This is a genomic window from Spirosoma arboris, assembly GCF_009754945.1.
GTDB lineage: Bacteria > Bacteroidota > Bacteroidia > Cytophagales > Spirosomataceae > Spirosoma > Spirosoma arboris.
Genome location: NZ_WPIN01000027.1, coordinates 1 through 14,234, shown reverse-complemented (window position 1 = coordinate 14,234; position 14,234 = coordinate 1). Strand labels below are relative to the sequence as shown.

Genomic DNA, 14,234 nt, shown 5'->3' with positions numbered 1-14,234 from the left:
TTGACCGTTAACTAAATTAGCTACTATAAATATAGTTAAAAAACGTTAACAGACTAAACGCAGTAAGCTTATCCGTTTAGCTTTGCTTCCATTATCCTATTATCCTTAATTCCTGCTATCCATGAAAAACCTTTCCCTGTTGGCCGTATTGTGCCTACTGACGGCTGCGCTCTATGCTCAAAGTCCACCCGCTGCTACTCGATTTTCGCTTCAGGGACAGGCTGTTGATACTGCATCAGCACCGCTAGCGTCATCCACCGTCATGCTATTAAGCGCCAAAGATTCGTCGTTGGTGAACTTCACTCGCACAGGTGATAATGGTGCCTTTTCGTTCAAAAATATAAAGCCGGGAAACTACGTGCTGAAAATTTCCTTTGTCGGTTTTATACCTTATAATCAGCTTATTAAGCCTACTGGCGAGGCTGTTATTGATCTTGGGCCTCTGAAACTGAAACCGATTACCCGAGAGTTAATGGAGGTTGTGGTCAGAACGGCCAAAGCACCCCTGACTATCAAAGGCGATACGATTGAATATAATGCCAGTTCGTTTAAAGTACCACCCGGTTCGACAGTTGAGGATTTGTTGCGGAAGCTCCCTGGGGTACAAATCGATCAGGATGGCAACATTCGGGCGCAAGGACAGGAAGTGAAAAAGGTGACCGTTGATGGTAAGAGCTTCTTTGGCAATGATCCTAAGCTCGCGACTAAAAACCTTCAGGCTGAGGCTATTACCAAAGTTCAGGTTTTCAACGATAAAACGGAACAGGCCAAACTAACGGGTATTGACGACGGGAAGAAAGAAAAAACGGTCAATCTGGAGTTGAAAGAAGAGTTTAAAAAAGGAGGTTTTGGTAAAGTGACTGCCGGAGCAGGCCCTGCTTCCAACAACATATCAACCCGATTTGAAGGAAAGGGCATGTACAATAAATTCGATAGTAAGCAGCAGTTTTCGGCTTTGTTGTTAGGCAATAATACAAACCAGCAAGGGTTATCCTTCAACGATTATCAGGACTTTCGGGGTAGTAATGCCTTTAATTTTAATGATAATGCCGATTTTGGCTTCAGTGGTGCTAACCGATATATTTACTTTGGCGATGATAACGAAAGCCTGACTGTTCCCGTAGGTGGGGGTGATGGGCGGGGTTTCTCAAAGAACACAGCTGGTGGCATTAATTATAATTACGACACAAAAAAAACGAAGCTTAGCACGAGCTATTACTTCAACCAAACGCAGATCCAATTAGACGCTATTCGGGAAAACAAGCGCTATCTGCCCGCTTCGGCGTCATTGCGAACAACTGATACCAGTAATCAGAACAACTTAAACACCAATCATCGGATCAGCTTTCGTTTTGAGAAGCAACTTGACTCCATGCAGACACTGGTCGTTATCAGCAATGGTCGATTGGGTAGTGGAAATAGCAATCAGCAAAGTTTGCAGCGGGTTTTTCTCAATTCTGGAACGGGCAACGAAGTACAAACTACAAATAGCCAATCGCTGAATAATAGCACGACCAACCAGTTTGCTATGGCCAATACGCTGCTTTATCGGGTGAAGCTGAAGAAGAAAGGGCGCAGTTTTGGAGCCAGTGCTACTTATCAGATTAACAAAAATGATGGCGACTTGCTGCTGAAAGCCCAAAATGAATTTTACCAGGCTACTAGTGTCAACGATATGTTACGTTCGCTGAATCAGGACCAGGGAACGAATTCGCGCAGTAGCCAGTATAAAGCAAATTTGCTCTATGTTGAGCCTTTTGCCAAGAAATTTACCTGGGAGAGTTTCTATAATTTCAGTTTACGAAACGACGAAGTTGATCGCGATGTCGTAAATCTTAACGATAGTCGTAATCGCATCGACTCGTTGAGTTTGTATTATAAGAACAACTATCTGTTTAATCGATTGGGAAGTAGTTTACGGTATTCGTTCAAAGGATTAAATATATCGGCGGGGGTGGCTGGCCAGCAATTCCAGCTTGATGGGAAGTTTGCTCGAGATCAGGGCCAACCACTCCAGAGTATCCGTCGAACCTATACGACATTGATTCCAAATGTGTCGCTTAATTATTCACTTAAAAATAACAAATCACTGTACGGCGGTTATGATGTGGGTGTGCAAATACCATCGTCGCGAGATTTACAGCCAGTTACGAGCAATAGCAACCCATTGGCCATTAGTCGCGGGAATCCGGATCTGTTGCCGCAGTTGAACCATAATCTAAGTGCCTATTTCAATTACTTTAATCCGGGCAGTTTCACCAATTTCTGGGCCAACGTTTATACTACCTATTACGTCAATCAGATTATTTATAGCCAAACGGTTGACCCACAGACAAATATTATTACCATCATGCCCGAGAACCTGACGGGTGGTCGTAATCTGGGGACTTACCTGAACTTTGGTTTTCCGCTTAAAAAGACTAAAGCCACACTTGGTCTGAATACACAATTGAATTTCGGTCATAACCTGACGCGTATCAATTCGGTATTGAATGAGACCAACAACCAGAACTATTCGTTAGGAGCCCGACTCGAACTGACGCCTAAAGAATGGATTACTTTTTACGGTAATGCTAACTTTAGTATTACAGATACTCGTTATTCGATCAACACCGCGCAAAATCAGGTTATCTACAATAACTCGTTCCGGGGTGATCTGAATCTGAAACTTCCGGGAAGTATTTATATCAATACCACGCTCAATTACAGAACCTATAAAAACGAACGACTGAATTTCAATCAGCAAATTCCGATCCTGAGTTCGTCCATTTACCATATTCTTGGAAGCGCGAAAAAAGCAGAAATCAGACTGTCGGCCGTCGATTTGCTTAATCGAAACGTTGTTGTGTCGCAGTATGCTGGACAAAACTATACCAGTACCGAGAGTATTCAATCGCTGGCGCGTTACTTTATGTTGAGCTTTACCTACAACATGCGGGGTGTTCAGGGTAAAATACGTCGGGACGGATTTTATTGATTTTACTTAACTTCCTATCATGAAAAAATTACTTATACTCCTGTGCCTGTTGACCAGCTCAGTGACAATAGCCCAGAAAACCGAAGGTGTCGCTACCTACGTTCGTAAAGAATACTGGTTGAAAATTGCTAACCGCCTGACGTTTCTGAGTCAGGAGCAGAAAGACCGGGAAGCGCAGACCTGGAAGAACTGGGAAGAGGATAACAAAGGTATCAAGATGAAGCTGGCATTCAATGCGAATGAAAGCCTATACACCTACAACAGCGATGAGCCGGAAGAAGGTGGATATTCCTATCGTAAATCGGAATTTGTCTTATACAATAATTTCGAGAAAGAGCATAAAACCGACATTATCGAAATGCTAGGCAAAACCTACGTTATTGATGATTCGTTGCATGCGCCAGTCTGGAAAATTGGAAACCAGATCAAAGAAGTGGCAGGCTATATCTGTATGAAGGCCGAAACAGAAGATCCGATCAAGAAGCAAAAGATCACAGCCTGGTTCGCACAGGATATCCCCGTTGCGGCTGGTCCCGAAATGATGAACAGCCTGCCAGGACTAATTCTGGCGTTGGACATCAATGATGGTGATGTGACTGTTGAGGCTATCAGCGTAACGTTCAGGCCGCTAAAGTCTGACGACCTTAAACTGCCTAAACTGAAAGGTAAAAAAATTGACGATGAGGCCTATAAAGCAATTATTCGGCAGCACATTGCAGACCGTATGACTTCGCGGTCGAGCCCATATGGCTGGGCTGGTATTCGGTATTGAGAAGTAAGCATGTATAATTATCATCTTTTGACCTGACGAACGTCATATAGGTTGCGAGAGGCCACGCCTTATTTTGTGCCATCATTAAAACGCACACAAATCATGGCAACGCTCGCACACTCAACAGATAATTATACAAACACAGCCGATACAAGCTGGCTAACAACTTATACCAACTTTATTGCCAAAGCCGAATTTACTCGCTTTGGCTGGGCGGCTTCAGCACTGGCCATTCAGGGCTGTATCCTGTCGCCGACGCTCTTGTTGATCATGTCCTACGTTGGTGGTGGCGACTGGCAGTTCCTGGTAAGCATGCTTTGCTTTCTGCTGGTACTAGTACCTATTTTGTCAGCGATGCCTGTAAAATACATCTTTCCAGCCTTCGCGACTAGCCTGATTCTGCATCTCCTGATGATTGTCATTGACTTGCTGTAAAGAAAATCACCATATATATACCCCCCCCAATGAAAGCGCCCGGTCTTAGATCGGGCGCTTCTGTTGGGGGGATATGTCCTCGCTTGGCTTCGCCGAGTGAGGGGTATTGTTTTAACGGCCTCTGGCCGGAGAATTGCCAATTATCGAAGAAACAGGCCAGAGGCCTTTGAAGGAATAGTCCTCACTCGGCAAAGCCAAGCGAGAACGACCGTGAGGTTAACAACACAGATCAAACCGTCTGTGAAAACAACCTTGTCTTTGTGGGGCCGACGTTCGGTTGGGTGTAATTCATACGTTCATCGAATGCCATGCAGATGTTCCGAAGAAATGGCCTCCCTTCGGGATGTACGCGTAATCCTTCGGCATCATACTCCAGTAGTCCATCGAGCCAGAACGATTCTAACCGAGCGCTTAACGTTTCCCACTCGTGCTTCGACCAACTACTAAGATGCCACTGAGTCTGCCCCTGGCACATAATGTTCAGAATTTGCCGACGTAAAAACTGATCCTGATCATCGAGAATGTGCCCTCGTAATAAGGGTAACTGGCCTGCCATAACCTTATCCAAATAAGTATCTATGTCTTTCTCGTTCTGTGCAAATGCCGACCAGACATCGCTAATTGAAGAGGCTCCGAGCCCGAGTAGAACACGTGTTTGAGTGGTTGTGTATCCCATGAAATTTCGATGGAGAGTGCCCGTTTGCATGGCTTCAAAGAGCGTATCATGGGGCATAGCAAAGTGGTCCATACCAATTTCAGCATAACCCGCATGTTCCAGTAAATCCCGCCCGGTTTCGTAAAGAACCCGCTTCTGATCGCCAGAAGGCAGATCTTCATCCCGAAAGCCCCGCTGACCGTTGCCTTTGATCCAGGGTACATGGGCGTAGGAGTAAAAGGAAATTCGGTCGGGTTGAAGCGTGATGGTCTGGTAAATCGTATCAACAATTGAATTCGTTGTCTGAAACGGCAAACCGAATACCAGATCGTGACTAATGGATGTATACCCGATCTGGCGTGCCCACTCGGTCACCTTACGCACCTGCTCGAATGGCTGATGTCGGTGAATAGCACGTTGCACTAGTGGGTCATAGTCCTGCACGCCAAAACTCACCCGTCGAAAGCCAAAATCGTACAGAACCTGCAAATGTTGGTGAGTTGTGTTGTTGGGGTGGCCTTCCCAGCCATAATCGGGAGATTCGGTTGGCGTGGCTCGTTCAAAGATTCCAGATAACAGCCGCTCGAGTTGATCGGGGGCAAAAAAACTGGGCGTTCCACCACCTAAATGCAGTTCGGCAATACGTGGTTTTTCTGGCAATAAATCACAATACAAATTCCATTCGGCCAGGAGCGCCGTGATGTACGGTGCCTCGACACCATGATTTTTCGTAATACGTTTGTTGCAACCACAAAACGTACACATACTCTCGCAATAGGGGAGATGGATGTAAAGGCTGATACCTGTAGTTGTGTTACTCGCCGAAAAAGCCCGTTGCAGATTATTGACCCAGGCGGCTTCACTGAATGTTGTTTCGTCCCAGAAAGGCACTGTGGGGTAACTGGTATAGCGCGGGCCGGGAACGTTATATTTCTGAATAAGCGGATTCATAATCGTGCCATTGATTATACAAAAATGGCTTCTTCCGAGATTCTGATTCCTGAGTCGTATCAGGTAAATAGCTGATGATAATCAGGAGCTAATACGTAGCTCATTGCCAACTTGCCACCAAATTCTGAGGTATGAGTACGGCAACGATTTCATCAACCATCTGCTACCACTGCGGCAATGATTGCCCCGACGAGTCAATCGTTTTTGACGATAAACCATTCTGTTGCGACGGCTGTAAAACGGTCTACAGCATCCTGAGCCAGCACCAGCTTTGTCAGTATTATGACATTGAGCAACTAACGGGTTCTGACCAATCCAGGCCAGGTCAATCCAGACCGGGCAATAGTCAGAAAATTGACAATGCCCGGCAGACACGACTGGAATTTCTCGATCACCCTGATATTGTAGCCCAACTACTTGAGTTTTCGAGCGAGTCTGTGGCGAAGGTTACGTTTTATATTCCCACGATTCACTGTAGTTCGTGCCTATGGCTGCTCGAACACCTTTACCGACTCAATTCAGCTATTCAGCAATCGCGGGTGGATTTTCTGAAAAAACAGGTTCACCTGACTTATAATCCAGCAGAACTGTCTCTGCGGCAAGTAGTTGAACTACTTAGCTCTATTGGCTATGAACCCTTGATTAGCCTCAATGACGTTATTCAGGCCGGTCAGAAAACATCAAACCGACCATTTTTATACCGATTAGGCATCGCTGGATTTTGTGCGGGAAATATCATGCTGTTCAGCTTCCCTGAGTATCTGGGACTCGATGATCCGTCGTTCAAACACATTTTTGGTATTCTCAATCTATTATTGGCCATTCCTGTTGTGTTCTACTCGGCGTCGGGTTATTTTGAATCGGTTTGGGCGAGTTTGAAAAAAGGCGTCATCAATATTGATTTGCCTATTTTGATGGGGATTCTGGTGGCTTTTTTTCGAGGCACTTACGAGGTACTCTTTCTCGATGGTGCTGGCTATTTTGATTCACTTACGGGCTTGATTTTCTTTTTGTTGTGCGGCAAATGGTTCAAACAGCGAACCCACGAATTCCTGTCTTTCGAGCGGGATTATAAGTCATACTTCCCAATGGCGGTAACGGTGGTGGAGCATGGGGCACGGAGCTCCATACCCCTTGCTCAGCTTCGTAAAGGGGATCGAATCAGGGTACGAAATAATGAACTGATTCCGGCTGATGGATTGCTGTACAAAGGCGAGGGGATGATTGATTATAGTTTCGTAACGGGCGAATCGGAGCCAGAACCTAAACAGCCCGGTGCGCTGGTTTATGCAGGGGGTAAGCAAGTGGGGGAAGCCATCGAACTCGAAGTCGTGCGCGACGTGTCGCAAAGTTACCTGACCCAACTCTGGAACAACGACGCTTTTCAGAAGAAAGACACATCCCGAATTCACACGTTTGCTGATGCCGTCGGAACGTATTTTACCGTGACTGTTATTTCGCTGGCTACATTAGTTGGTTTATACTGGTATGCCCATCACGACCCCGCCCGAGCCATCAATGCCTTTACTGCCGTGCTCATCATTGCCTGCCCCTGTGCGCTTTCGTTATCCTATCCGTTTGCGTTGGGAAACGGCTTACGGTTATTGGGTAAGCGCCATTTATATCTTAAGAATGCGGATGTTATTGAACAAATGGCCGCCTGCGATACCATTGTTTTTGATAAAACCGGAACGCTCACGACGCCACAACAGGCTGTGGTCGAACGGTTTGACAAGCTCTTGAGCCCAATGAAGCGAGGCATGATCGTATCCCTGGTTCGGCAATCGGTGCATCCGCTTAGTCGTAAACTAACCACCTATCTCTCGAATGATGTACCACTCTCTGTCGACTATTTTACTGAGGTGCCGGGGCATGGAATTCAGGCACTTGTAGATGGGCTGATCGTTAAAATAGGTAGCCGTTCATTTGTGGATTCTGCGGTCTGTGAGGACACAGGCCGTGAAGAAGCACCAACTGAAGCGCGTACCTATCTCAGCATTAATCATCTATACCGAGGCTATTTCGGTTTCCCGAACCAAGATCGATCGGGATTAGAGCCTATGCTAACCAACTTACGCGAAACGCATCAACTTTACCTGCTCTCTGGTGATAACGACCATGCCCAGACCGAATTAACTCGCTTATTCCCTAAGTCTGGACAGATGCACTTTAATTGTCGTCCAGAAGAAAAACTAGCCTTCATTAAGCATTTACAGGAGAACGGCCGTCGCGTTATGATGGTTGGTGATGGTTTGAATGATGCTGGGGCTCTGAAACAGGCTGATGTGGGCATTGCTGTAACCGACAATACAATTCAGTTCACACCTGCCAGCGATGCGATTCTGGAAGCTGATTCCTTAGTACAACTGCCTAATATGTTGAACTATACACAGTTTGGTATGCGCCTGATTCGATTCAGTTTTGTCGTTTCGCTGGTATACAACTTCATTGGCCTGAGCTACGCCCTGACGGGGCATTTATCGCCAGTGGTCGCGGCTATTTTGATGCCGATCAGTTCGGCCACGATGCTGGCGATTTCTACGTTAGGTATGCGGTGGCGGAAGTTTTGACCTGGCGCATGTATTTACTCGAGCCAGTGCCGAAAGGGATCTAATGCTTATCTTTGAGCATGCTCGAATCTTCTTGCACTGCTACTCGGTTACTTGTCGTTGTCTTTGCTCAATTTGCTGGAACATCGCTCTGGTTTGCCGGTAACGCCATTCTGTCCGAGCTTCAGCCGCTGTTAAAAACTACAGGGACGGGGCTTACCAGTTGGATTACGTCGGCAGTGCAAATTGGCTTCATTACTGGTACGTTACTTTATGCCCTCTTTGCCATACCCGATCGATTTCGGTCTACTTATGTCTTTCTGATATCCGTTACGTTAGCTGCTATCGTGAATCTGCTATGGCTTTTTTTACCTATACAAGCAGAAACGATCTTAACCAGTCGTTTCCTGACTGGTTTCTTTCTGGCAGGGGTTTATCCTGTTGGAATGAAGATTGCTGCCGATCGATTCAAGCCCGTTTTAGGAAAAGCGATGGGGTTTCTGGTAGGCGCTCTGGTGCTGGGCACGGCTTTCCCTCATCTTATACGGGGATTGGGTGGGAGCTTGCCCTATCGCACGTTAATGCTGTCGGTCAGTCTATTGGCGATTAGTGGCGGAGTTTTGTTGACGTTGGTTGTGCCCACAAAACCTGTACAATTTTCAGGGAGTTTCTTTCGACTCCAAATGCTGTTTTCATTAGGGAAGCCCTCTGCCTACCGACCAGCTATGCTGGGGTATTTTGGCCATATGTGGGAATTATATACATTGTGGGCTTTTCTGCCAACCCTGATCACGTATTACCGATTACAACATCCCAATGTCGAATTGACGAATTCACTTTGGGCGTTCGGAGCCATTGCTGCGGGGGCCATTGGGTGCGTGGGAGGAGGGTATTTTGCGCTAAAAATCGGTAGTGCACGCGTAGCCCGCTATTTATTACTGATATCAGGGTTGTGTATTATATTGATACCTTTACTGTTAAGTGCTCCACCTATTTTGTTTGGATTATTCCTACTATTGTGGGGAGCCAGCGCGGCTGGCGACTCCCCACAATTTTCGACTTTAGTTGCCAGCTACGCCACCCTCGACAATCGGGGAAGTATCCTCACCCTGGTCACCTGCTTCGGCTTCTTCCTGACCGTATTATCTATCCAACTTATGGACTGGCTGGTTGCTCAGATTGGGCTATCAGGATGGCTGTTTTATATACTGCTTCCCGGTCCGGTGTTGGGTTTGCTGGCTATGCTCCAGATGAGGAGGTAAGTGAGTTTGTCGCAGATTCGCTCACATATACGCTTCATCCCGCCCGAGTCGTAGTTTCAATACACCTACTTTGTTGAGCAAGAGAATAAGCGGGTAAGCTGGATCGAACTCGTGCCAGCGGAAACCGCCAAAGTTGGGGCGGCCACCGTACTTGTGGTGATTATTGTGATACGATTCACCCATCATCAGAAAATCGAACGGGAGCAGATTTTTTGCGGTATCGTTCAGTTTGAAATTAGTGTAGCCGTAGCGGTGGGCGTACCAATTGATAATCGCTCCATGAACTGGCCCCATCAGGAAATGTATTGGCAGTAACAGAAAGAACCAAGGGGATGGTGCAAACTGAATATAAAATAGCGTATAAGCCGTACCCCAGGCCAGTCGCACGGGCCAGCGATCGCCAAGCCATTCCATAAATGCCCAGTTTGGCACCCCTTTTTTGAACTTCGCCGGAATCGTATCCCGGTTATTCAGGATGTCATTATAATACGTTCGGGTTTTCCACATCATATCGAACAGATTCGTCGAATAACTTGGAGAGTGGGGGTCATCCTCAGTATCAGCGTGAGCATGGTGCAAACGGTGCATAATACCATAAGCACGTGGGCTCAGAAACGACGAGCCTTGTCCAACGAATGTCAGAATATAGAAGAACTTCTCCCAGCCTTTGCTCATTGTGAACATCTGATGAGCAGCATAGCGATGGAGAAAAAACGTTTGCATCAGTACTGATAAATACCAGTGTGCCAGGAAGAAAGCGAGGATAATCATGGAATAAAAGTTAGCGAAACGACCTCACCCCCAGCCCCTCTCCTAAAACAGGAGAGGGGAGCAGTAACCTACGAACTAATTCGCGCTAAGTGGAAGCCTGGCGCTAGTCACCCCTCTCCTAAAACAAGGAGAGGGGCCGGGGGTGAGGTGAACAACTGCAAAATTGCCCCACTCATACCCCTTCCTTCCTGACCTCCGTCATCTCGCCAATTGACCTTCGTCAGCCCGTTTCCAAACCGGGCAAAGTCAGCTCTAAACCTGACGAAACTCATATTTCCCCCTACAAAATCGCCCCACTTTTGAGCCACAAATCGACAAGGCGATGAGCATTATCTTTTTTATGATTGGTATCAGTCTGCTAATGGCGCTGGGATTTCTGGGAGCATTTTTCTGGTCGATGAAAACCGGGCAACAAGACGATCTCTATACACCTTCCATTCGAATGCTGCTGGACGATGACGTACCGACAACCGCTGAAACTCAATCAAACGCATAGCAACTTCTGTACTCCTATAGTATGAATGTTTCATTCAATCAACCTACTGCCGTTACGTCGCCAGATCGAGCGACAGGCTCAATAGCCATTGGGCACCAGCCACCGGGGGGCGATACTCCCGTGGAACGATTCGCTTATGACAATCGGATTGTCCGGGATTTTGGGGTAGCCACCATCATCTGGGGCATCATTGGCATGCTGGTTGGCGTTATCGTTGCCAGCCAGTTGTTTGCGCCAGCAGCTAACCTCGGTAATCAATACACAACATTTGGGCGAATTCGACCCTTGCACACCAACGCGGTGATCTTTGCTTTCGTTGGGAATGCCATTTTTATGGGCGTGTATTACTCGCTGCAACGGCTCTGTAAAGCCCGGATGTTCAGTGATTTGTTGAGCAAAATTCACTTCTGGGGCTGGCAATTGGTTATTCTGTCGGCAGTGGCAACGCTGCCCTTAGGTCTGACTACTTCTAAAGAATATGCTGAACTGGAATGGCCGATCGACATCGCCATTACGCTGATTTGGGTGGTGTTTGGCATCAACATGTTCGGTACAATTATCAAACGACGCGAGCGGCATTTGTACGTGGCTATCTGGTTTTACATCGCGACGTTCGTCACGATTGCGGTGCTGCACATCGTTAACTCGATGGAAATGCCGGTTTCGTTTCTCAAAAGCTACTCCATGTATGCGGGTGTGCAGGATGCATTGGTACAATGGTGGTACGGCCACAATGCGGTAGCCTTCTTCCTGACGACGCCGTATCTGGGCATGATGTATTACTTCCTGCCTAAAATGGCGAACCGGCCGGTCTATTCGTATCGACTCTCGATTCTGCACTTCTGGGCACTGATTTTCATCTACATATGGGCGGGTCCTCACCACTTGCTCTACTCGTCGCTGCCCGATTGGGCGCAGTCGTTGGGAGTTGTGTTTTCGATTATGCTCATTGCGCCCTCGTGGGGTGGTATGATTAACGGCCTGCTGACTCTTCGCGGTGCCTGGGATAAGGTGCGTGAGGATGCCATCCTGAAATTCATGGTCGTGGCGCTGACCTGCTACGGGATGGCTACATTCGAAGGGCCAATGTTGTCGCTCAAAAACGTAAACGGCATTGCCCACTTCACCGACTGGATTGTGGCCCACGTACACGTTGGGGCTTTGGGCTGGAATGGGTTCATGACGTTTGCGATTCTGTACTGGCTGATTCCCCGCATGTTCAGAACGCCGTTGTACTCGAAAAAACTACTCAATTTCCACTTCTGGATTGGTACGCTTGGTATTCTGTTCTACGCCGTGCCTATGTACATTGCTGGCTTCACGCAAGGGCTGATGTGGAAAGAATTTACGAAGGAAAGCGTCCTGAAATATCCGACCTTCCTCGAAACCACGCTTCAGATTCTGCCCATGCACATGATGCGAGCATTGGGTGGTACGTTCTACTTGCTGGGCGCTATTCTGATGGGGTATAATCTCTTCAAGACTATGGACGCTGGTAAACTGGTTGCCAATGAAGATGCTGAAGCGCCCGCTCTCCCCAAACTCTACACTCCAACCGGAGGAGATACATTCTGGCACCGCGCGTTAGAACGGAAACCATTCCCGTTACTGGTTGGCTCGCTGGTTGTGATTCTGATTGGTTCCCTTATCGAACTTATTCCAACATTCATGGTGAAATCGAATGTGCCAACCATTGCGTCGGTACAGCCGTATACTGCACTCGAAGTTCAGGGGCGCGACATCTACATCCGTGAGGGTTGCGTGAATTGCCATAGCCAAATGGTGCGCCCTTTTCGCTCAGAAACAGAGCGCTACGGCGAATATTCGAAAGCAGGCGAATTCGTGTACGACCACCCGTTCCTGTGGGGTAGCAAGCGGACCGGGCCGGATTTGCACCGTGAAGGCGGTAAGTATCCCAGCTCCTGGCACTACCACCACATGAACGAACCCACGTCGATGTCTCCAGGCTCTATTATGCCATCGTATCCCTGGTTGATTACCCAAAAGCTCGACATTTCGAACACGGCCGATAAACTCACAGCCCTGAAAAAAATAGGCGTTCCGTACGATGATCCAACCATTTCGTATGCCAACGAAGACCTGAAAAAACAGGCAGATGGCATCAGCAGCCAGTTGGCAACAGAAGGTATCAAGGTCAACTCCGACCGCGAAATCGTCGCCCTCATCGCCTACCTCCAGCGGCTAGGAACGGATATTAAGAAAATGGAAAAGTAAACTAATGAAGAATTATGAGTGAAGAGTGAAGAATACTCAGACATAGTCATATCAGTTTTATTCTTCACTCTTCACTCATAATTCTTCACTCCTAAAAAGACCATGTTCAAGCAATTCATCTCAAAAATTCCCGGAGCAGACGTCTATATGGTCGGCTCGTTCCTGACGTTTTTTGCCTTTTTTATCCTGGTCGGACTCTACTTATTAATTGCTGATAAACAGCATCTCCGGCAAATGGGCAACCTGCCACTCGACGACTCCACAAAGCCCTAACTGACTTCACTATGAATCTTCTTTTAACAACAATTCTTGATCCTGCCACCGAAAAGTCGATCTGGAATCTGACTTCCGGCGAAGACTTGATGTGGGTGATGGTGATGCTATTCGTGACAGTTGCGACTGGGCTGTTATTGGCCATTACACTTTACCTGGCCTACATACTGCGTAAAGCGCTGGCACCAGAGTCTGCCAAAACGAAAGCCGTTGACACGCGTACCACGTGGCAGCGATTTACAGGTTTGCACGAGCTAAGTCAGGAAAAAGACCTGATGATGGATCATGAGTACGATGGTATTGCCGAGCTTAATAACCCAACACCCCCCTGGTTTATGGGTTTGTTCTATGGTACAATTGGCTTTGGGGTTGTGTATCTGCTGATTTTCCATGTGATCGGGAAAGGTAATATCATGGAACAAGAGTACACACAGGAAGTCGCCATTGCCGAGAAAGAACGGGCGGCTTATATCAAACTCGTAGCGGGTAAAATCAACGAAAATACCGTTACGTTGCTTACCGATAAGAAAGGGGTTGAAGCGGGTCAAGTGCTGTTCAATCAGTACTGTACGGCTTGTCATGGGCAGAATGCCGAAGGTAAAGTTGGCCCCAATCTGACCGATGAATACTGGCTGCACGGGGGTACGATGAAAGCCGTGTTCCACACCGTTACCGAAGGCGTTCCTGAAAAGGGGATGCTTTCGTGGAAGAAGCAACTCAATCCGCTTCAGGTTCAACAGGTTGCCAGTTACATATTGTCACTACAAGGCACCAAACCCGCCGGAGCTAAAGAGCCTCAGGGCGATAAAGTTGAGCCATTGCCTACGACGCCGAAAGTGGCTATGCAGTAATTTTTTC

General features: G+C 47.3%; 11 protein-coding genes. 9 read left to right on the top strand and 2 right to left on the bottom strand.

Annotated features, from left to right (window positions below):
- The first annotated feature begins 121 nt into the window (after positions 1-121).
- From GO755_RS37660 to GO755_RS37650, 3 genes are all read left to right on the top strand, one after another.
- Positions 122-2,977, top strand: coding sequence for a TonB-dependent receptor domain-containing protein (locus GO755_RS37660; RefSeq protein ID WP_157590608.1), 2,856 nt, complete (start codon positions 122-124; stop codon positions 2,975-2,977).
- Between the two features lie 19 nt (positions 2,978-2,996).
- Positions 2,997-3,749, top strand: coding sequence for a GLPGLI family protein (locus tag GO755_RS37655; RefSeq protein ID WP_157590607.1), 753 nt, complete (start codon positions 2,997-2,999; stop codon positions 3,747-3,749).
- A gap of 102 nt (positions 3,750-3,851) precedes the next feature.
- Positions 3,852-4,184: a hypothetical protein gene (locus tag GO755_RS37650; protein ID WP_157590606.1), complete on the top strand. Its 333-nt coding sequence runs from the start codon at positions 3,852-3,854 to the stop codon at positions 4,182-4,184.
- Between the two features lie 229 nt (positions 4,185-4,413).
- Here the strand turns inward: GO755_RS37650 and hemN are convergent, their stop codons facing one another.
- A complete protein-coding gene (gene hemN / locus GO755_RS37645) occupies positions 4,414-5,790 on the bottom strand; it encodes an oxygen-independent coproporphyrinogen III oxidase (RefSeq protein ID WP_157590605.1) in 1,377 nt (458 codons plus the stop codon).
- 131 nt (positions 5,791-5,921) lie between these two features.
- Between hemN and GO755_RS37640 the strand changes: the two genes are divergently transcribed.
- Entirely contained in the window at positions 5,922-8,360 is a 2,439-nt protein-coding gene (locus GO755_RS37640; protein ID WP_157590604.1) for a heavy metal translocating P-type ATPase, read from the top strand.
- A 59-nt stretch (positions 8,361-8,419) separates the two neighbouring features.
- A complete protein-coding gene (locus tag GO755_RS37635) occupies positions 8,420-9,601 on the top strand; it encodes an MFS transporter (protein ID WP_157590603.1) in 1,182 nt (393 codons plus the stop codon).
- 21 nt (positions 9,602-9,622) lie between these two features.
- Here the strand turns inward: GO755_RS37635 and GO755_RS37630 are convergent, their stop codons facing one another.
- Complete coding sequence (locus GO755_RS37630; protein WP_157590602.1) at positions 9,623-10,372, bottom strand: acyl-CoA desaturase; 750 nt, start codon at positions 10,370-10,372, stop codon at positions 9,623-9,625.
- 322 nt (positions 10,373-10,694) lie between these two features.
- Here GO755_RS37630 and ccoS point away from each other — a divergent pair, with 322 nt between their 5' ends.
- From ccoS to GO755_RS37615, 4 genes are all read left to right on the top strand, one after another.
- On the top strand, positions 10,695-10,868 hold the full coding sequence (gene ccoS / locus GO755_RS37625) for a cbb3-type cytochrome oxidase assembly protein CcoS (RefSeq protein ID WP_157590601.1): 174 nt from the start codon (positions 10,695-10,697) through the stop codon (positions 10,866-10,868).
- 21 nt (positions 10,869-10,889) lie between these two features.
- Positions 10,890-13,103, top strand: a complete 2,214-nt coding sequence (gene ccoN / locus GO755_RS37620; RefSeq protein WP_157590600.1) for a cytochrome-c oxidase, cbb3-type subunit I — start codon at positions 10,890-10,892, stop codon at positions 13,101-13,103.
- A 102-nt stretch (positions 13,104-13,205) separates the two neighbouring features.
- Complete coding sequence (locus GO755_RS41110; RefSeq protein WP_168207877.1) at positions 13,206-13,376, top strand: hypothetical protein; 171 nt, start codon at positions 13,206-13,208, stop codon at positions 13,374-13,376.
- Between the two features lie 11 nt (positions 13,377-13,387).
- Positions 13,388-14,227, top strand: a complete 840-nt coding sequence (locus tag GO755_RS37615; protein ID WP_157590599.1) for a cbb3-type cytochrome c oxidase N-terminal domain-containing protein — start codon at positions 13,388-13,390, stop codon at positions 14,225-14,227.
- The last annotated feature ends 7 nt before the right edge of the window (positions 14,228-14,234 follow it).